General features: G+C 72.0%; 18 protein-coding genes and 1 riboswitch. Of the genes, 10 read left to right on the top strand and 8 right to left on the bottom strand.

Translation table 11 applies throughout. The features are described 5' to 3' along the window. The first annotated feature begins 166 nt into the window (after positions 1-166). The 3 genes from BBH68_RS10470 (at position 167) to otsB (ending at position 2,693) form a co-directional block, all read left to right on the top strand. The gene (locus tag BBH68_RS10470; protein ID WP_065961023.1) at positions 167-1,447 is read left to right on the top strand and encodes an extracellular solute-binding protein; all 1,281 of its coding nucleotides are present in this window, start codon (positions 167-169) and stop codon (positions 1,445-1,447) included. Positions 1,448-1,449: 2 nt separating this feature from the next. After that, complete coding sequence (locus BBH68_RS10465) at positions 1,450-1,758, top strand: DUF3263 domain-containing protein (protein WP_425428803.1); 309 nt, start codon at positions 1,450-1,452, stop codon at positions 1,756-1,758. Between the two features lie 92 nt (positions 1,759-1,850). Next, the gene (gene otsB / locus BBH68_RS10460) at positions 1,851-2,693 is read left to right on the top strand and encodes a trehalose-phosphatase (RefSeq protein WP_065961020.1); all 843 of its coding nucleotides are present in this window, start codon (positions 1,851-1,853) and stop codon (positions 2,691-2,693) included. An 80-nt stretch (positions 2,694-2,773) separates the two neighbouring features. Here otsB and BBH68_RS10455 read toward each other — a convergent pair whose 3' ends face one another. Together BBH68_RS10455 and BBH68_RS10450 are read right to left on the bottom strand one after the other, a co-directional pair. Continuing rightward, complete coding sequence (locus BBH68_RS10455) at positions 2,774-4,234, bottom strand: alpha,alpha-trehalose-phosphate synthase (UDP-forming) (protein WP_065961018.1); 1,461 nt, start codon at positions 4,232-4,234, stop codon at positions 2,774-2,776. 219 nt (positions 4,235-4,453) lie between these two features. After that, positions 4,454-5,428, bottom strand: coding sequence for a glucosyl-3-phosphoglycerate synthase (locus BBH68_RS10450; RefSeq protein WP_065961016.1), 975 nt, complete (start codon positions 5,426-5,428; stop codon positions 4,454-4,456). A gap of 183 nt (positions 5,429-5,611) precedes the next feature. Beyond that, positions 5,612-5,755, top strand: a riboswitch (SAM riboswitch). 18 nt (positions 5,756-5,773) lie between these two features. Here BBH68_RS10450 and thrC point away from each other — a divergent pair. The 4 genes from thrC to groL all read left to right on the top strand — a co-directional run bounded on the left by thrC (position 5,774) and on the right by groL (position 10,067). Further along, on the top strand, positions 5,774-7,096 hold the full coding sequence (gene thrC, locus BBH68_RS10445; protein WP_065961015.1) for a threonine synthase: 1,323 nt from the start codon (positions 5,774-5,776) through the stop codon (positions 7,094-7,096). 49 nt (positions 7,097-7,145) lie between these two features. After that, positions 7,146-7,424, top strand: coding sequence for a MoaD/ThiS family protein (locus BBH68_RS10440; RefSeq protein ID WP_065961012.1), 279 nt, complete (start codon positions 7,146-7,148; stop codon positions 7,422-7,424). A gap of 442 nt (positions 7,425-7,866) precedes the next feature. Further along, the gene (locus BBH68_RS10435; protein ID WP_009716982.1) at positions 7,867-8,073 is read left to right on the top strand and encodes a cold-shock protein; all 207 of its coding nucleotides are present in this window, start codon (positions 7,867-7,869) and stop codon (positions 8,071-8,073) included. A gap of 368 nt (positions 8,074-8,441) precedes the next feature. Then, positions 8,442-10,067 carry a chaperonin GroEL gene (gene groL / locus BBH68_RS10430; protein ID WP_065961011.1) on the top strand — a complete coding sequence of 542 codons (1,626 nt, stop codon included), beginning with the start codon at positions 8,442-8,444 and terminating at the stop codon, positions 10,065-10,067. A 103-nt stretch (positions 10,068-10,170) separates the two neighbouring features. Here groL and murQ read toward each other — a convergent pair whose 3' ends face one another. Beyond that, positions 10,171-11,106, bottom strand: a complete 936-nt coding sequence (gene murQ, locus BBH68_RS10425; protein ID WP_065961009.1) for an N-acetylmuramic acid 6-phosphate etherase — start codon at positions 11,104-11,106, stop codon at positions 10,171-10,173. 64 nt (positions 11,107-11,170) lie between these two features. Further along, positions 11,171-12,100, bottom strand: a complete 930-nt coding sequence (locus BBH68_RS10420; protein ID WP_065961008.1) for a MurR/RpiR family transcriptional regulator — start codon at positions 12,098-12,100, stop codon at positions 11,171-11,173. Between the two features lie 96 nt (positions 12,101-12,196). Between BBH68_RS10420 and BBH68_RS10415 the strand changes: the two genes are divergently transcribed. Then, positions 12,197-12,550 carry a hypothetical protein gene (locus tag BBH68_RS10415; RefSeq protein ID WP_079150909.1) on the top strand — a complete coding sequence of 118 codons (354 nt, stop codon included), beginning with the start codon at positions 12,197-12,199 and terminating at the stop codon, positions 12,548-12,550. Between the two features lie 95 nt (positions 12,551-12,645). Here the strand turns inward: BBH68_RS10415 and BBH68_RS10410 are convergent, their stop codons facing one another. Continuing rightward, positions 12,646-13,629 carry a GlxA family transcriptional regulator gene (locus BBH68_RS10410; RefSeq protein ID WP_065961001.1) on the bottom strand — a complete coding sequence of 328 codons (984 nt, stop codon included), beginning with the start codon at positions 13,627-13,629 and terminating at the stop codon, positions 12,646-12,648. Between the two features lie 98 nt (positions 13,630-13,727). Here BBH68_RS10410 and BBH68_RS10405 point away from each other — a divergent pair, with 98 nt between their 5' ends. After that, positions 13,728-14,150 carry a cupin domain-containing protein gene (locus BBH68_RS10405; RefSeq protein WP_065961056.1) on the top strand — a complete coding sequence of 141 codons (423 nt, stop codon included), beginning with the start codon at positions 13,728-13,730 and terminating at the stop codon, positions 14,148-14,150. A gap of 89 nt (positions 14,151-14,239) precedes the next feature. On the opposite strand, the gene BBH68_RS10400 is transcribed toward BBH68_RS10405, so the two are convergent. The 3 genes from BBH68_RS10400 to BBH68_RS10390 form a co-directional block, all read right to left on the bottom strand. After that, positions 14,240-15,469: a Cmx/CmrA family chloramphenicol efflux MFS transporter gene (locus tag BBH68_RS10400; protein ID WP_065961000.1), complete on the bottom strand. Its 1,230-nt coding sequence runs from the start codon at positions 15,467-15,469 to the stop codon at positions 14,240-14,242. 451 nt (positions 15,470-15,920) lie between these two features. After that, a complete protein-coding gene (locus tag BBH68_RS10395; RefSeq protein WP_065960998.1) occupies positions 15,921-16,436 on the bottom strand; it encodes a GNAT family N-acetyltransferase in 516 nt (171 codons plus the stop codon). Positions 16,437-16,704: 268 nt separating this feature from the next. Beyond that, positions 16,705-17,442, bottom strand: coding sequence for a phosphatase PAP2 family protein (locus BBH68_RS10390; RefSeq protein ID WP_065960996.1), 738 nt, complete (start codon positions 17,440-17,442; stop codon positions 16,705-16,707). Between the two features lie 321 nt (positions 17,443-17,763). Here BBH68_RS10390 and BBH68_RS10385 point away from each other — a divergent pair, with 321 nt between their 5' ends. Then, positions 17,764-19,290: a serine/threonine-protein kinase gene (locus tag BBH68_RS10385; RefSeq protein ID WP_425428802.1), complete on the top strand. Its 1,527-nt coding sequence runs from the start codon at positions 17,764-17,766 to the stop codon at positions 19,288-19,290. The last annotated feature ends 3 nt before the right edge of the window (positions 19,291-19,293 follow it).

Genomic DNA, 19,293 nt, shown 5'->3' with positions numbered 1-19,293 from the left:
TTCGGGCGGTGGACTACGCTCCGGGTGTCCGCGAAAAGGTGAAAGTCGATACCGAAGCGATATCCGTATGGTGTAGACCCTGTGGAGGTATCCGGGGCAGACTCGCTCGACCTCCATTGCGGACGGGCCAGGAGGTCGAGCCAAGCCACGAGGGTGGGGAAGTGCAGTGCAGCGTCGGCGGTTCTTGGGTCTGACGGCGGCGGGTGCCGCGACGGCGGCGATATCCCCCGCGCTGACGGCATGCGGAAGCGAAGGTTCGGGCTCCGGGGACGTCACGTTGAAGGTGGTGGCGGCCGACTACGGCGACAGCTCCGCCAACAGCTCCCAGAAGTACTGGGACAGGCTGGCCCGGGCGTTCGAGGCCAAGCACGAGAACATCAAGGTCGATGTCTCGGTCCTGAGCTGGACCGAGATCGACAAGAAGCTCGCCGACATGGTCAAGCGGGGCCAGGCCCCGGACATCGCGCAGATCGGCGCGTACGCCGACTACGCCGCCGCGGGCAAGCTCTACCGCGCCGACCAGATGCTCTCCATCCCCACCCAGGCCGGATTCATCGACTCCATCGTCGGCGCGGGCGAGGTCAACCGGGTGCAGTACGGGCTGCCCTTCGTCTCCAGCGCCCGGCTGTTCTTCTACAACAAGAAGCTCTTCGACGAGGCCGGCGTCCTCTCCGTCCCGGAGACCTGGGCCGAGCTGAAAGACGCCGCGGTCAAGCTCAAGGCGATCGGCGTGAAGATCCCCTATGGGCTGCCGCTGGGCCCCGAGGAGTCCCAGGGCGAGACCCTGATGTGGTTGCTCGGTGGCGGTGGCGGTTACACCGACAGCAACGGCAGCTACACCATCGACTCCACGCAGAACATCCAGACCATGGAGTGGCTGCGCGACGAACTCGTCGGCGAGGGCCTCACCGGCCCCGACGCCCCCGCCCGCACCAACCGCCAGGACATCTTCGACGCCTTCACGCGCGGCGAGGTCGGCATGCTCAACGGCCACCCCACCCTGATGCAGCAGGCGGACGGCCACGGCATCGAGTACGGCACCGCGCCGCTGCCCGGGCGCCACGGGAAGTCCAAGGCCACCATGGGCGTCGCCGACTGGGTCATGGCCTTCAAGCAGAACGGCAACCGCCGGCAGGCCGGCCTCTTCCTGGACTTCCTCTACGAGGAGCAGAACGTCCTCGACTTCGCCACCCAGTACGACCTGCTGCCGGTGACCACCAAGGCCTCCAGGACGATGCGCGGGGACCGCAAGTACAAGCGGCTGTGGAAGTTCCTCGACGAGCTGGGGACCGCCGAGTTCTACCCGGTGAACAAGACGTCCTGGGCGACGGTCCAGACCAGCCTGAAGAAGAAGATCGGCTCGGTCGTCACCAAGGGCGGCGACCCCGCGGGCGTGCTCAGCGAGGTCCAGCGCCAGGCCGACGCGATGGAGACCGCGGCGGGTTAGTGGTGTCCGGCGAGCGAGGCGAGCGCGACGAGCGCGCGGACGAGCGGGGCGGCGCACCCAGCGGCGGGGCCGGGGAGCCCGCCGGGGGCGGCCTGTCCGAGCGGGACCGGGCCGTGCTCGCCGTGGAGCGGCGCGGCTGGCCGGGGCCCGGCGCGAAGGAGCGCGCGATACGGGAGCGGCTCGGCATCTCGCCGACCCGCTACTACCAGCTCCTGAACGCCCTCCTGGACGATCCCCGGGCCCTGGCCCACGACCCGGTGACCGTCAACCGCCTCCGCCGCCTGCGCGAAGCACGCCGCGGACGCCGCTGACGCGGGAGCCGTGGCGCCGCGGACGCGGCCGCCGTGGCGCCGCGACGGTGCCCGTTGCCCGCAGTTCACCCCACGGCGATAGGGTCGGCCGCATGGGCAGCCACCCTCTTCCCGTACCCACGACAGCAGCCGGCCGTGAGGGCCTGGCGGCGATCCTCCAGCGGCCCGGGGAGGCCGTCTTCGCCTTCGACTTCGACGGGACCCTGGCCGACATCGTCCCCGACCCCGACCAGGCGCGCGCCCACCCCGGGGCCGTGCCCGCGCTCTCCCGCCTCGCCCCACGGCTGTGCTCCGTCGCGGTGATCACCGGCCGGCCGGCCGCCCTCGCCGTGGAGTACGGCGGCTTCGCCGAGGCGGCGGGCCTCGACCGCCTCCTGGTCCTCGGCCACTACGGCGCCGAGCGCTGGGACGCCGCCGACGGCGAGGTCGCCACCCCGCCCCCGCACCCGGGCGTCGCGGCGGTCCGGGCCGAACTGCCGGACGTGCTCGCGGCGGTCGGCGACGTGCAGGGCGCCACCGTGGAGGAGAAGGGGCGCGCCGTCGCCGTCCACACCCGCCGCGCCGCCGACCCGCAGGGCGCCTTCGAGGCGCTGCGCGAGCCGCTTCGCCTGCTCGCCGAGCGGCACGGGCTGATCGTCGAGCCTGGCCGCCTCGTGCTCGAACTGCGGCCGCCGGGCATGGACAAGGGCGTCGCCCTCACCGAGTACGTCCGGCAGACCGGGGCCGGAGCGGTGCTGTACGCGGGCGACGACCTGGGTGACCTGGCCGCCTTCGCCGCGGTGGAGCAGCTCAGGTCGCGGGGCGTGCCCGGCGTCCTGGTGTGCAGCGGCAGCAGCGAGGTCACCGAACTGGCCGAACGAGCCGACCTGGTGGTCGCGGGCCCCACGGGCGTGGTCGACCTCCTGACCGCCCTGGCCGAGGCCCTCGGGGACTGACGGCGGGCCCGCCCGCGCAAGGCACCGCCCGCCCGCGCCGGGCGGGACCTGGCGCGGCGCGCCCGCCCCGCCCCGGGGGGTTACGGCGTCGTCGTCAGTTCGCGCAGCTGCGCCAGGAACCACTGCGCGGGCGGCAGCGCGGTCGCGGCGGCCGCGAGGCGTTTGGTGCGCTCGGCCCGTTCGCCGTCGGGCATGGAGAGGGCGTCGTGGAGGGCCCGGGCCGTCGCTTCGATGTCGTACGGGTTGACCACGAGCGCGTCGGCGCCCAGTTCCGCGTACGCGCCCGCTTCGCGGGAGAGCACCAGCGCGCAGCCGCGCTCGGAGACCACCGGGACCTCCTTGGCGACGAGGTTCATGCCGTCCCGGATGGGGTTGACGAGGGCCACGTCGGCGAGGCGGTAGGCCGCGAGCGACCGGGCGAAGTCGTCTTTGACGTGGAGGGCGACCGGCTGCCAGCCGTCCGTGCCGTACTCGGCGTTGATCTCGCCGGCGACCCGCCGCACCTGCTCCGTGTAGTCGCGGTAGACGGCCAGGTCCTGGCGGGAGGGGTAGGCGAAGGCGACGTGGACCACGCGCTCGCGCCACTCGGGGTGGGTTTCCAGGAGCCGTCGGTAGGCCAGCAGCCCGCGGACGATGTTCTTGGACAGCTCCGTGCGGTCCACCCGGACGATGGACTTGCGGCCGGGGCCGATCTGCGCGCGCAGGGCGGTGAGCCGCTCGTCGACGTCCGCCGCGCGCGACCGCTGCCGCAGGAAGTCCGCGTCCGCGCCGAGGCCGTGGACGCCCAGCCGGGTCTCGCGCCCTTCGAAGCGCACGGACAGCCGGGCGCCGTCCCGCACCACCTCCGCGCCGAGCACGGCCGCGGCGCAGTCGGCGAAGGCGAGGGCCCAGCGCTCGGTGAGGAACGCGGCGCGGTCGCCGCCCAGGATGCCGCGCAGCACGCTCGCCGCGACGTCGTCCGGCAGCAGCCGGTAGTAGTCCGGCGGCGCCCAGGGGGTGTGGGAGAAGTGGCCGATCCGCAGGTCGGGGCGGCGCTCGCGGAGCATGGCGGGCACCAGCGCCAGGTGGTAGTCCTGGACCAGCACGGCGGCGCCCTCGGCAGCCTCCTGCGCGAGCGCGTCGGCGAAGGCCGTGTTGTACGCCTGGTAGGCGGCCCACTGGTCGCGGAACTCCGCGCCGAACGCCGGCTCCAGGGGGGTCTGGTAGAGCAGGTGGTGGACGAACCACAGCACCGAGTTCGCGATGCCGTTGTACGCGGCGTCGAAGACCTCGGGCGCGATGTCGAGCATCCGCACCCGCTGCCCGCCGGTGTCCCCGGGGTCCAGGTGCCCGGGCCCGGCCCGCCGGGCGGCCTCGCGGTCGCCGTCGCCCAGCGCCGCGCAGACCCATACCGCGTCGGTGTCCGGGCCTATGGCGCTGAGGCCGGAGACCAGCCCGCCGCCGCCGCGCTTGGCGTCGAGCGAACCGCCCTCCCGCAGGGTGTACGAGACCGGGCCGCGGTTGGACGCGACGAGGACCTGTGCACTGTGCTCGGAGGCCATGTCGCGAGCCTAGCCACCCGGCGCCGTGCGCAAACGTGCGTGCGGTTTCTTGCCCCCGTCGGCGGTCGGCCGACGGGCCGGGAGCGCCGGCACGCAGGCGACGGGGCCGGGTGGTAGGGGGCAGGGGGGCCGCGCGCCCCGGCAGCAGGCGGCCGGCGCGCCACGTAGTAGGCGACCGGGCCGGGCGCGCCAGGCCTCAGGTGACGGGGCCCGCGCGCGTCAGGCCGCGCGTCGCTCCACGTACTCCGGGATCTCGATCATCGGCGGCCGCTCCTCCGTGTCCACCGCGCTCGTCCGGGGCACGAAACCGCTCTCCCCCCGGTCGAACTGGGTCAGCCGCGGCCGCACCAGATGGCCGCGGGCCAGCCGCAGCTGGGCCGTGCGGTAGATCGTGGCCGCCATGCGGCCGAGCGCCTGCGCGTCCTGGTGCCGGTGCTTGCGCACGCCGATGTCGACCTGGGCGAGCGCGTCGAGCCCGACCGTGTGCAGCGAGTCGATGAGCAGGGCGAGCTCCACCCCGTACCCGACCGGGAAGGGCAGCCGCTCCAGCAGGGAGCGGCGCGCCGCGTACTCGCCGCCGAGCGGCTGTACGAATCCGGCCAGCTGGGGCCAGTGCAGATTGAGCAGCGGCCGGGCGACCAGCTCGGTGACCCGGCCGCCCTGGGCCGCGGCCGCGCCGGGGGCGAGCGGGCCCTGTCCGCCGCCGAGCGGCCGGTCGTACATGCCCTTGACGAGGTGCACGTCCGACTCGGTCAGCAGCGGGCCGACGATCCCGGAGACGAAGCGCGCGTCGAACTCCCGCAGGTCGGCGTCGATGAAGCAGATGATGTCCCCGCTGGTGGCCAGCAGCGAGCGCCACAGCACCTCGCCCTTCCCCGGCAGCGCCGGCAGCTCGGGCAGCAGGGAGTCGCGGTGGACGACCCGCGCGCCGGCGGCCGCGGCGACCTCGGCGGTGCGGTCGGTGGATCCGGAGTCCAGCACCACCAGCTCGTCGACCAGGGGCGCGGCCTCGCTCATCAGTTCGCGGTGGATGGTGGCGGCGATCTCGCCGACGGTCGCCTCCTCGTCGAGGGCGGGCAGGACGACGCTCACGGTCCTGCCCGTGGCGCGCTTCGCGGCCAGCAGGAGGTCGAGCGGACGGTCGTCGGCCGACCAGGACCGCTCCTTCAGCCAGCGCTCCACCTCTTCCAGCACGTCCCTGCCTCCCTGTTGTGCTCCTGCTGTGCCCGCGAGTACGGCGGACTGTGATCCATCTCGCGCTTCGGACGACTATCTCAACCATCCACGCCTTCGGTTACAGTCTTGAACAACGCACGTGACCGCCATATGTCGGGGGTCGAGTGCGACAAACGCGCCGGGCCGGGTCCGGCGCCATACCGCTCATCCAGAGGGGCAGAGGGAACGGCCCGTTGAAGCCCCGGCAACCCTCCAGCCGGTCCTGATTCTCATCGAAGCGGGGCCCCGGCTAGGGAAGGTGCCAATTCCGGCTCGCGACGAGATGCGTCGCGAGGAAGATGAGGAGAAAGGGCCTCGCCATCCATGGCTGTGCAAGCTGTCGAAAGCTCAACCACTTCTTCCGGTCCCGCCGACTCCGCCGCTGCCGCCGGATCCTCCGTCTCGCTGGGCCCCGCCGTCGCGCTGTCCTGTCGTGAGTGCGGGGAACGCTTCCCCCTCGGTCCCATTTTCGCCTGCGCGGAGTGTTTCGGACCGCTCGAGGTCGCGTATGACCTGCCGACCGGCGACCCGGAGGGGCTGCGCCGGCGGATCGAGGCCGGCCCGAACAACATCTGGCGCTACGCCCCGCTGCTGCCCGTCCCGGCGGACGTGGCCGACAAGCCCAATCTGAACCCCGGCTTCACCAAGCTGGTCAAGGCCGACAACCTCGCCCGAGAGCTGGGCGTGACCGGCGAGCTGCACATCAAGGACGACTCCGGGAACCCGACGCACTCCTTCAAGGACCGCGTCGTCGCCCAGGCCGTCGAGGCCGCCCGCGCCTTCGGCTTCACCACCCTCTCCTGCTCCTCCACCGGCAACCTCGCGGGCGCGGTCGGCGCCGCGGCCGCCCGCGCCGGGCTGCGCTCGTGCACCTTCATCCCGCACGACCTGGAGCAGGGCAAGGTCGTCATGGCCGCGGTCTACGGCGGCGACCTGGTCGCCATCGAGGGCACGTACGACGACGTCAACCGCTTCTGCAGCGAGCTGATCGGCGACCCGGCGGGCGAGGGTTGGGGCTTCGTCAACGTCAACCTGCGCCCGTACTACGCGGAGGGGTCCAAGACCCTCGCGTACGAGATCTGCGAACAGCTCGGCTGGCGGCTGCCGGACCAGCTCGTCATCCCGATCGCGTCCGGCTCGCAGCTCACGAAGATCGACAAGGGGCTGAAGGAGCTGATCGAGCTGGGCCTGGTCGAGGACAAGCCGTACAAGATCTTCGGCGCCCAGGCCGAGGGCTGCTCCCCGGTCTCCACCGCCTTCAAGGCCGGCCACGACGTGGTGCGCCCGCAGAAGCCGAACACCATCGCCAAGTCGCTGGCCATCGGCAACCCGGCGGACGGGCCGTATGTGCTGGACATCGCGCGCCGCACGGGCGGGGCGGTGGAGGACGTGAACGACGAGCAGGTCGTCGACGCGATCAAGCTGCTGGCCCGTACGGAGGGGATCTTCGCGGAGACCGCGGGCGGGGTGACCCTGGGCGTGACGAGGAAGCTGCTCGAGAACGGGGTGCTGGACCCCACCCTCACCACCGTCGTGCTCAACACGGGCGACGGCCTCAAGACGCTCGACGCGGTCGCCCCGACGAGCGGGCCCACGGCGGTGATCCGACCCAGCCTCGACGCGTTCCGCGACGCCGGTCTGGCTTGATTTCGTCCCTCGCTTCCCGCCGCACTTCCCACGAGAAGGTGAAACCCTCATGAGCGTCAATGTCCGGATCCCGACCATCCTCCGCACCTACACCGGCGGTCAGGCGGAGGTCAGCGCCGAGGGGGCGACCCTCGCCGAGGTCCTCTCCGACCTGGACCGCAACCACCAGGGCATCGCGGCCCGGGTGCTGGACGACACCGGCAAGCTGCGCCGGTTCGTGAACGTCTACGTCAACGACGATGACGTGCGCTTCGCCGACGGCCTGGAGACCGCGACGCCCGACGGTGCCGGGATCTCGATCATCCCGGCGGTCGCGGGCGGCTGCTGACCCGGTCGTACGCCGCGTCCCACCCGGGAACCCCACCCCCGGCATAAACGGAATCGCCTCGTCCTGATAGAAACGGACGAGGCGATTCCGTGTGTTGAATCGCGATACAGTTGAAGCGATCCCCATCTGCTTCGGTCGGCTTCGGCGCCGACCGCATATGAGAACTCGTCAACTTGTGCGCTGAGTGCGCGTACGAATTGTCGGGTTGATCCCCTATGTCCGGCCCGGGTTGCCCTGAATTCACGGGAATTCGCCACTTATTACCGATCGACCCTCGCCAGAATTCTCGTCCGATTGACCTGTTGCAGAGGGCAGTGGGACAGATACATTCAGCGGCGGTCGACGCGTTCCGGCGCACACCCCCCTCGACTCGGGGGGTGAGGTCTGACCCGGGTCCGCGGAGTGCGGTCCTGCGCAAGGGCCAGCAATAGGGGAGTTAGGAATGGCTCAGGGCACCGTCAAGTGGTTCAACGCGGAGAAGGGGTACGGCTTCATCGCGGTCGACGGTGGTGCGGACGTGTTCGTCCACTACAGCGCGATCCAGATGGACGGGTACCGCACCCTCGAGGAAGGCCAGCGGGTCGAGTTCGAGATCTCGCAGGGCCAGAAGGGGCCGCAGGCGGACATGGTCCGCGTGGCTGTTGGCTGAAGCGCCGACGCGAGGCAGCTGACTGGACCGTTCAAAGGGCCCGTACCCTCCCGGGGCACGGGCCCTTTGGCATGAGCGCTGACGATCACTTACGACCACCTTGTCCCCCACTGTCACCCGCCCCACGCTTGCGCCCACCCGTCGCCCGACCACCACCCCCCACGGACGCCCTTCGGGCGCTTGCACTCTCGGGGGTCGAGTGCTAATCATTGGCGTTAGCACTCTGAGAGTGAGAGTGACAGAAGGATCGGGTCGGTGAGGTCCGTCAGGCCGTGCGGGGCAAGGAACCGCGGGGCAGGCAGACCGTCCGTCGCGGGCGCCAGGCGCGGTCCGGAGCAATCCACCCCGTCTTGGGAGGACCACTTCACATGGCCAAGATCATCGCGTTCGACGAGGAGGCGCGGCGCGGCCTCGAGCGCGGGATGAACCAGCTCGCCGACGCCGTCAAGGTCACCCTCGGCCCCAAGGGCCGCAACGTCGTCCTCGAGAAGAAGTGGGGCGCCCCCACGATCACCAACGATGGTGTGTCCATCGCCAAGGAGATCGAACTCGAGGACGCGTACGAGAAGATCGGCGCCGAGCTGGTCAAGGAGGTCGCGAAGAAGACGGACGACGTCGCCGGTGACGGCACGACGACCGCGACCGTCCTCGCCCAGGCGCTGGTCCGCGAGGGCCTGCGCAACGTCGCCGCCGGCGCCAACCCGATGGCCCTGAAGCGCGGCATCGAGAAGGCCGTCGAGGCCGTCTCCGCCCAGCTGCTCGAGCAGGCCAAGGACGTGGAGACCAAGGAGCAGATCGCCTCCACCGCCTCCATCTCCGCCGCCGACACCCAGATCGGCGAGCTCATCGCCGAGGCGATGGACAAGGTCGGCAAGGAAGGTGTCATCACCGTCGAGGAGTCGCAGACCTTCGGGCTCGAGCTCGAGCTCACCGAGGGCATGCGCTTCGACAAGGGCTACATCTCCCCGTACTTCGCCACCGACATGGAGCGTATGGAGGCGTCGCTCGACGACCCGTACATCCTGATCGTCAACTCGAAGATCAGCAGCGTGAAGGACCTCCTGCCGCTGCTGGAGAAGGTCATGCAGTCGGGCAAGCCGCTGCTGATCATCGCCGAGGACATCGAGGGCGAGGCCCTGGCGACCCTGGTCGTCAACAAGATCCGCGGCACCTTCAAGTCCGTCGCCGTCAAGGCCCCGGGCTTCGGTGACCGCCGCAAGGCCATGCTCGGCGACATCGCCATCCTCACCGGTGGCACCGTCATCTCCGAGGAGGTCGGCCTCAAGCTGGAGAACGCCGGCATCGACCTGCTCGGCCGCGCCCGCAAGGTCACCGTCACCAAGGACGAGACCACCATCGTGGACGGCGCCGGCGACACCGACCAGGTGCAGGGCCGCGTCAACCAGATCCGCGCCGAGATCGAGTCCTCGGACTCGGACTACGACCGCGAGAAGCTCCAGGAGCGCCTGGCCAAGCTGGCCGGCGGCGTGGCCGTCATCAAGGCCGGTGCCGCCACCGAGGTCGAGCTGAAGGAGCGCAAGCACCGCATCGAGGACGCGGTGCGCAACGCCAAGGCCGCCGTGGAGGAGGGCATCGTCGCCGGTGGTGGCGTGGCCCTGCTGCAGACCGTCTCGGTCTTCGAGAAGCTGGAGCTGGACGGCGACGAGGCCACCGGCGCCCAGGCCGTGCGCCTGGCGCTCGAGGCCCCGCTGAAGCAGATCGCGGTCAACGCCGGCCTCGAGGGCGGCGTCGTGGTGGAGAAGGTGCGCAACCTGACCCCGGGCCACGGCCTGAACGCCGCGACCGGCGAGTACGTCGACCTGATCGCCGAGGGCATCATCGACCCGGCCAAGGTCACGCGCTCCGCGCTGCAGAACGCCGCGTCGATCGCCGCGCTGTTCCTGACCACCGAGGCCGTCATCGCCGACAAGCCGGAGAAGGCCGCCGCGGCGGGCGCTCCGGGCGGCATGCCGGGCGGTGACATGGACTTCTGATCGACTGCTCGAGTCGATTGGCTGTTCCGCCCGATACATCGGGTACGTCGGGGCGGCACCCTCTCCCAGGGTGCCGCCCCGACGGCGTTTCAGCGCCCGAGGGCTACCCCTGCGCGGCCTCCAGGGCGGCCCGCAGATGGCCGTCCGACTCGCTCAGCAGCCGGGCTGCGGTGGCGGCGTCCACCTGGCCGAGGATGGCCAGGATGGCGTGCTTCGTCTCGCCGTCGCTGGCCGCCAGCGCGGCCTCGATCTGCGGGTCGGGGGCGCCGGTGGCCAGGGAGACGATGCGGCGCGAGCGGGCGCGCAGCTTCTCGTTCGAGGCGCGCACGTCGACCATCAGATTCCCGTAGGTCTTGCCCAGCTTGATCATGGTGATGGTCGAGATCATGTTGAGCACGATCTTCTGGGCCGTGCCCGCCTTGAGCCGGGTGGAGCCGGTGAGCAGCTCGGGCCCGACCACCACCTCGATTCCGTGCTCGGCGGCCGCCGCGAGCGCGGAGCCCGTGTTGCAGGACAGCCCGACGGTGAGCGCGCCGAGCCGGCGGGCGTGCTCGACGGCGCCGACCGCGTACGGGGTGCGGCCGGAGGCGGAGATGCCGACGACGGAGTCGTCCGGGCCGACGCCGAGCGCGTCGAGGTCGGCGGCGGCCAGTTCCTTGCTGTCCTCGGCGCCCTCGGCGGAGGTCACCATGGCGGCGGGCCCGCCCGCGATCAGGCCGACGACCTGGCCGGGGGCGGTGTTGAAGGTGGGCGGGCACTCGCTGGCGTCGAGCACGCCGAGCCGCCCGGCGGTGCCCGCGCCCGCGTAGACGAGCCGGCCGCCGCGGGCCATGCGCTCGGCGATGCCGTCGATCGCGGCGGCGATCCGGGGGAGCTGGGTGGCGACGGCCGCGGGCACGGCCGCGTCCTCGCCGTTCATGACGCGGGCGATCTCGAGGGTCGCCAGTCGGTCGATCTCGGCGAGCTCGGGGCGGAACGCCTCGGTGGTGAGCGTGTCCAGCTGGGCGCGCAGCTGTTCCTGGTCAGCGGCGGAAGTCATGGCGAAGCGGCTCTTTCCGGTACGGGGTTCAACGGGGGTGTGTCCCGACTCGGTCGGCGCTCGGTCAGCGGGGTCCGGGCCGGGGGTCATGCCGGTGGGCGAGAGCTTCGTACGAGGCGGCCAGCGCGGGCGCCGCCGCCTCGTACGTACGCTGCGCCACACCTATGAAGAGGCAATCCACGACGAGAAGTTGACTCGTGCGGCTGGACATCGCCGCCGGGCGCAGCTCGCTCTCCCGGGCGGTGGAGGTGGTGAGCACCAGATCCGCGTACTGCGCGACCTCGCCGTCGGGGCGGCCGGTGATCGCGACGGTGGTGGCGCCGTGCTCGAAGGCCACGCGCAGGGGCTCGATGACGTCGGTGGTGCGGCCCGAGTGGGTGATCGCGAGGGCGACGTCCCCGGAGTGCAGCTGCACGGCGTTGGTGACGGCGAGGTGCGGATCGGCGTGCGCGTGGGCTATCAGCCCGATACGCAGCAGCTTCTGGACCAGGTCCTGGCCGACCAGGCTGGAGGCGCCGACGCCGTAGACGTCGATCCGGCGGGCGGCGGCGAGCGCGGCGACGGCGGCTTCGAGCTGGGCGGTGTCCAACCCGGCGGCGGTGTCGGCCAGGCACTGCTGCTCTTCCTGGGCGAGCTTGGTGACGACGTCGGCGATGGGGTCGTCGACCGCGATGTCGGCGGTGACCGCCGGGGCGCGGCCGGCCGCCTGCTGGGCGGCGAGCGCGGCGAGCGCGAGGCGCAGATCGCGGTAGCCGGGGTAGCCGAGCAGCCGAGAGGTGCGGACCACGGTGGCCTCGCTGGTGCCGGTGCGCTCGGCGAGCCCGGTGACGGTGAGCGCGGCACAGCCGGCCGGATCCCCTGCCACGGCCTCGGCGACGCGCTGCATGGAGCGGGTCATCGAGGGCGCGAGGGTACGGACCTTGGCCGCGAGGGCGGCGGGGGCGGGCGGAGTGGCTTCGGGCGTATTGAAAGTTTCCTTCAGCTTGCTACTCACTACTGAAAGGTATTTTCGGCGCCAGGGGGCCGTCAAGGGGCCCGCCGCGGGCTCACCGACGCGCGCTCGGTGTGGTCAAAGGTGACAATGGGTCCCATGAAGCTCGAACAGGCACTGCACGCGGCACGGGCGCTCGTACTCGCGGACCTCGCGGCGGGGGAGGTCGCCCAGGCGGACATCGTCTCGCTCGTGGAGGACTCCATCGCGCACCGGCGATGGTGGGTCGAGCAGTGGCCGGAGGGCGCCGCGTACCTGGCCGGCCTGGTCGCCCAGGACGTCCAGGACGCCCTGCTCGAGCGGTACGGGCGGTGGCCGCTGTGCCCGGTGTGCACCGAGGGCGGCGATCTGCACGCGCTGGACGTGGAGCCGGAGTTGGGCCCGGATCCGCACTGGGTGTGCGGCAAGACGGCGGTCTCGGTGGCGCGGGTGGGGGCGCTCGGGACGGTGTGACGCTCTCAGGGGGCGAGGCTCTCAGGCGGTGACGCTCTCAGGGCGTGAGGTTCTCAGGGGTGTGAGGGGTGTGAGGCTCTCAGGGCGTGACGCTCTCAGGGCCCGAAGCGGCGGCGGTACGCGGACGGGGTGAGGCCGGTCTCGCGCCGCATGAGCGCGCGCAGGTTGGCGGCGGTGCCGAGCCCGCTGTGGCGCGCGACCACCTCGAAGCGCGACTCGTCCCGCTCGATCAGCCGGCAGGCCAGCGCGAGCCGCTCCCCCGTGAGCCAGGCCAGCGGTGTCGTGCCCAGCTGCGTACGGAAGCGGCGGTGCAGCGTCGCCGGGCTGACCGCGGCGCGCGCCGCGAGGTCGGACACGGTGAGCGGCGCGTCGAGCCGCTCCTGGGCCCAGGCCAGGACGGGGGCCAGGGACTCGTCCGGGAGGTCGGGCACCGGGCGTTCGATGAACTGCCGCTGACCGCCGTCCCGGTGCGCCGCGAAGACCAGCCGGCGGCTGACCGAGTTGGCCACTTCCGCGCCGTGGTCACGGCGGACGATGTGCAGCCCGAGATCGAGCGCGGCCGCGCTCCCCGCGGCGGTGAGGATGTCGCCGTCGTCCACGAACAGCACGTCCTCTTCGAGCCGGACGGACGGGAAGCGGGCCCGGAAGGAGCCGGCCCACTGCCAGTGCGCGGTGGCCCGGCGGCCGTCGAGGACCCCGGCCTCGGCGAGCGTGAAGGCGCCGCTGCAGAAGCCCACCAGCCGCGCACCGCGCCGGTGCGCCCGCCGCACCGCGGCCAGCACGGCGGGGCGGCGGGCCACCTCCACATCGGGCCGGTTGGGGACGATCAGGGTGTCCGCCGTGTCGGCCGCGTCCAGCTCGGCGACCCCGGTGAGCGTGAAGAAGCCGTCTCGCATCAGGGTGCGGGGGTCGGGCGAGCACAGCCGGAAGTCGTAGAGGTCGCGGCCGATCTCGGGCCTGCGCAGGCCGAAGACCTCGGTCGCGCAGCCGAGCTCGAAGGGGTTGGAGTTCTCGTCGACGATCACGACGACCCGGTGCGGGCCCGCTGTCCGATCCGGCTGCGAGGATCCTTGCGTCATATGCGATTCCTAGCACTCACGGGTGGCGTGCTCAACCGGCGAGGATCGCACTCGTGAGCAACGCACCCGTGAGCAACGAACTCGTGAGCAACGAACTCGTGAGCAGGACACCCGCGAGCAACGAACCCATCGCCCTCAGCCAGGCCCTCGCCTCCTTCGACGCGCTGTGGAGCCCCCGCATCGTCACCCGCGTCAACGACTACGACGTGCGCGTGGCCAAGGTCGAGGGCGAGCACATCTGGCACGTCCACGACGACACCGACGAGTTCTTCCTGGTGCTCGACGGCGAACTGCGCATCTCGCTGCGCGAGGCCGCGGGGGAGCGCACCGTCCGGCTCCCCAAGGGGGCGGTGTTCACCGTCCCCCGGGGCACGGAGCACAGGCCGTACGCCCCCGAGGGGGCGGCGATCCTCATGTTCGAGCCCACGGGGACGCTGTCGGTCGGCGACCGGCACGAGGGGATCCCCGGTCACGTCGACGCGACGACAGGGCACGCGCTCGACGTCCAGCCGTCCCCGTAGCCCGCCCGCCGACCCGCCCGCGCCGGCCCCCGCCCGCGCCGGCCCCCGCCCGCGCCTGTCCGGCGGGGTGAGCCCCCGCCCGGCGCGTTTCAGCCCGCCTGCTCCACCGCGTCGTGCCGTTCCTGCTGCTCGGGGGCGGCCGAGCCGGTGACCACCCGGGAGCCGCCCCGCGCGTGGTGCAGCCGGGAGGCGGCGGCCGTCATCCCGATGGCGGCCGCCGCGAGCGCCGCGCCCGTCCAGGCCACGGCCGGGTAGCCCCAGCCCGCGTCGATGACGAGCCCGCCGAGCCAGGGGCCGAGGGTGTTGCCGATGTTGAAGGCGGACGTGTTGGTGGCGCCGGCGAGCGTCGGGGCGGCGTTCGCGACGTTGAACATCCGGGCGTTGAGCGCGGGCGCGGTGAAGAAGGCCGTCACGCCGAGCAGCAGCGCCAGGGTCACGGCCGCGACCACGTGGTGCGCGGTCAGCGCGAGCGCGGTCAGTACGAGCGTCGAGGCGGTGATGCCGCCGTAGAGGGTGCCGAAGAGATGGGCGTCCGCGATCCGCCCGCCGACCGCCGTCCCCACGAGCGCCCCGACGCCGAACAGCGCCAGCACGGTCGGCACCCAGCCCTCGTCCATCCCGGCCACGTCCGTCAGCAGCGGCGCGAGGTAGGAGAAGAGGCAGAAGACGGCGCCGCCGCTGAGTGCGGTGGTGGCCAGCGCCAGCCACACCTGCCCGTCGCGGTAGATGGCCAGCTCCGTGCGCAGCCGCGGCCGGTCCTGCCCGGACCGCGCCTCCGTACGCGGTACGAACGCGAACACGCCCACCAGGCCGAGCGCCGACAGCCCCGCCACCGCCCAGAAGGCCGCCCGCCACCCGGCGTGCTGCCCCAGCAGGGCCCCGGCGGGCACCCCGACGACGTTCGCGATGCTCAGCCCGCCGATCATCATCGCCATCGCCCGCGCCCGCGCGTTCACCGGCACCAGCGACACGGCCACCGCCGCCCCCACCGCCCAGAACCCCGCACACGCGAGCGCGCTGACCACCCGCGAGGCGAACAGCACCTCGTACGAGGGCGCCACCGCCCCCGCGACCTGCCCCAGGCCGAACACCGCCAGCAGCGCGATCAGCGTCGTCCGCTGCGGCAGCCGCAGCGTGGCGGCGGCGAGCAGCGGCGCGCCGACCACCATTCCGATGGCGAAGGCGGAGATGAGCAGCCCGGCGGTCGGTATGGACACGTCCATGTCGCGGGCGATGGGTTGCAGCAGCCCGGAGAGCATGAACTCCGAGGTGCCGAGGGCGAAAACGGACAGGCCGAGGATGGAGACGGCGAGGGGCATGCGGGTGCGAGCGTGATCAACCGGGGGCATGCACGGAGTCAACGCCTGGCTGGATCTTGCTATTCCGCATCGGCTGCCGTCCTTCACCGGACACCTGGTGGCCCCCGTCCGGCCAGGGGAGACGTTCCCTAGGCGGCGGTCGGGCGGTAGGTGGTGATGGTCCCGCCGTGGCTGAAGGTGAGCGTCTCCACGGGGGAGAAGGGGCGCGGGGCGAACCCTTCGGCGAAGGCCGGCTTCCTGGCCCTCGTGGAGCTGCGCCGGGACCCTCCCCGGCCTCTTCTCCGAGGAGCAGCGCCACGACCTGGTCGCCACGCTGGTCGACCGGCTCCTGGCCGGGGAGGCGGGCGGCCGGTGACATGGGAGGTGCACAGCGGCCGGTGACTTTGCGGTGAAAATGGGACAGCGACACGCCGTGGCGTCGGCGTGTCGCTGTCCCGTACTCACCGCACCATCAGACCCCGAAGGGCGCCGCGTAACGGACGGTGCCGCTCGGCAGCGGGCGGTCCTCGTCCAGGGCGAGGGCCATCATCGCCTCGTCCGGGACATCGAGGGTCACGCCGATGCCGTGGGCGGAGGCGCGGGTGAAGCCGAAGCGCGGGTAGTACGCCGGGTGTCCGAGGACGGTGACGCAGGACTCGCCCAGCCCCCTGGCCGCACTCAGTGCGGCGCGAATGGCCGCCGAGCCGGCGCCGCTCTTCTGGTGTGCGGGCAGCACGGACACCGGGGCCAGACACAGCGCCGGGGTGTCGCCGATGTGGCAGCGCGTCAGCAGCGCGTGGCCGACGGGCCTGCCGTCCTCATCGGTGCTGACGACGGACAGGCCCTCGATCCACGAGGCGTCGGCGCGCAGGGCGTCGACGAGATCGGCCTCGTACGGGGTGTCGAAGGCGGCGAGCACGATCTCGCGGACGGCGGGGATGTCGGCCTCGGTCTCGGCGCGGGTGAGCCACTGGTGGTGGTTGGGCATGACGGGATGAGGATCCGTTTCATGGTGAGGTTCGTGTACAGGACTGCCTCGCGAGCTCACGCTCCCGGCGAGGCGGGCGACTGGGTCAGGCCGTCGCCCGGGACGTGAGGACGGTCCGGGCGCTGCGCGGCGCAGTGGCCTTCGGCGCGGCCATCAACTCGCCCTCCCTCTCGTCCCCGGCCTGTGACAACACGGCCTGTGCCAACACGAACCGCTGGAGCGTACCAAATCCCTTGGTCGGCCGGCGCTTTCGAGGCTGCCGGGCAGCTCATGGCCTCCGTGCCGGCCCGGTTTCCGCCGCTCCCCGCCGCTCGACCAGCACCGCCACGGCCCGGGTGGCGGGCGGGCCGACCGACCACATGAGCGCGGCGACGACGGCGGCCCCCAGCGCCGCGCCGGCCAGCACGTCGTGGGGGTAGTGCACGCCCGCGGCCACGCGGGCCACCGCCACCACCGCCCCCAGCGGCAACGCGAGGGCCGCCAGGCGGGGGAGCAGTACGGCCAGGCCGACGGCGAGCCCGACAGCGAGGGTGGCGTGGTTGCTCGGGAACGACCAGTCACCCGCCGGCGGACAGTCGGCCACCGCCTCCACCCCGCCCACCGCACGGCACGGCCGCTCCTCGTCCACCACCAGCTTCAGCGCCTCGCTGGACGCGTACGCGACGACGGTCCCGACGCCGACCAGGACCGCCCCCGCGAGGTCACGGGCACTGCGCCGTCGCACGGCCGCCCACCCCGCCCACGCCAGCAGCAACCCGAGGACGACCAGGAGCCCGTCGGCGGCGAGGTCCAGCACCGCCCCCGTCCACGACGGCCCGTCGGCCACCACCCCGTTCACCGCCCGATACACCGCCGCCGAAGGCCCGCCGGTCACCTCCACCGGCCCGGCCTTCCCCAGCCCGCCCGGGTACAGCAGCACGAGAGCCACGGCCCCCGCGCCCAGTGCCATCAGTGAACGGAGCCACCGGCGGTCGTGGCCGGCGTCGTGGGGAGATCTGTAATCCATGCGCCCGACGCTAGGCACGAAGGCCCGCGAACACCCGACCCGAAGGACACCTCCGACCCCTGACGATCGTCAGGTCCGACACCCCACGTCAGGCGTCGTCGGTGTGGCGTACCCATGTCGAGTTGCGGCGCCTCGATCGCGTCTGCCCTCGGTCTCAGCCCTCGTACGCGGGGAGTTCCCGCCACCTGACCCGCGCATGCAGCCAGTTCGGGCTGCAGCGGGTAGGCAGAGGTTATGCCAGCATTTCAGCGTGCCCACGCCGCGTTCACCGATCCACTGCGCCGTGCGTCGGCCGGGGTTGTCGAGGCGGGGAGATGATCTGTGCGAGACCAACTTCTGGCAGGGCGTTACCGGTTGGTGCGGCAGATCGGCGAGGGAGGCATGGGGCAGGTCTGGGAGGCACAGGACGAGTCGCTGAGCCGACGCGTCGCGGTGAAGGTGATCTCCCTCCTCGCCGGTGACGGGAGACAGAAAGCCGAGGCACGCGCCAGGTTCCTGCGCGAAGCGCAGATCACAGCCGGCCTCCAGCACCCCAACATCGTGACCGTTTACGACCTCGGTGAGACGGGCACGGGCGAGGACCGCGTCCCATTCCTGGTCATGGAACTGGTCCGGGGCGAGGGTCTCGACGCGTTGCTGCGCCGAGGCGCCGTAACCCGCCCGGACGCAGCGCGTTGGGGTGCGCAGATCTGCGACGCGCTCAGTGAGGCGCACGCTGCCGGTGTGATGCACCGGGACATAAAGCCGTCCAACATCCTCATCTCGCCGTCCGGCACGGTGAAGGTACTCGACTTCGGCGTCGCGAGGGCAGTTGGCCCTCAAGCGACGGCGGCCCGGCTCACACAGACCGGTTTCATCGTGGGCACCCCCGCGTACATGGCGCCGGAGCAGGCGCGCGGCCACCCGGAACCCAGCAGCGACCTGTACGCCCTCGGCTGTCTCCTCTTCGAGCTGATGACGGGCCGACTGCCGTTCTCCGCCCCCGACACCGCGGGTTGCCTGGCGGCGCACCTTACTCAGGACCCGCCTGCCCCCAGCTCCCTCGCCCCTGGCGTTCCACCCGCCTGGGACGACATCGTGCTGACGCTGCTTCGGAAGGAGCCCGGCGAACGGTACTCGGACGCGGCCGGCCTCGCCCAGGCGCTACGCGGACTCGACCACACCTACGTTTCCACCGTGCCGGAGCCCCGCAACCCGCGGCCCGCTCATGCGGACGGCCCGTTCGCCATCTCGTGGACGGGAAAGGAACCTCTGTCCGCGTACGCCACCTCCCGGGAGCGCCGCTGGATCGTCGGGCTCGGCGTTCCGGGGGCCGTGTCGCTGGCCGGCTTGCTCGTCTCGCTCGCGATGAGCCCGGACGCGCTGAGTCAGGACGACGCGTCCGGCTGGGCGCTCGGGGCTCAGGTCCTCCTCGTCGTCGTAAGCCTGGTCCTGCTGCCTCTGCTGTGGCTCCTCATCTATTTCCCCCTCTCGCATGACAGATCCGCCTGGTCCGTGCAGGTGGGGCCCCTGGGCATCAGAACCACGAACGGCCTCGACAGGCGCGAATACAAGTGGAGCGAGATAAAGACCCTCGCCATCGAAGAAGTCGTCGGCAACAAGGTCCGGTGTGCCGCCGGACTCCACGTCAAGTTCAGGAAGGGCGCCGAACCGTCCGCGCACCGGCCCGCCGGCTGGCCGTACCGGTTCGGCGACCAGGCCCGTGTCCGTAACGGGCGGGTTCCCATCTGTGTCTTCGGTCCTATGACGGACCGGCAATGGGCCCTGCTGACGGAAACTCTTGCCCGATACGGGCAGGGCAGGTGGGAGGACGAAGCCTGGCCCTGCCGGGCCGGACCCATGACCTGACGG

The sequence above is a fragment of the Streptomyces sparsogenes genome (assembly GCF_001704635.1).
In the GTDB taxonomy this organism is placed as follows: Bacteria; Actinomycetota; Actinomycetes; order Streptomycetales; family Streptomycetaceae; genus Streptomyces; species Streptomyces sparsogenes.
The sequence above is the reverse complement of the archived record's forward strand: the minus strand, read 5'-3'. Positions and strand labels throughout refer to the sequence as shown.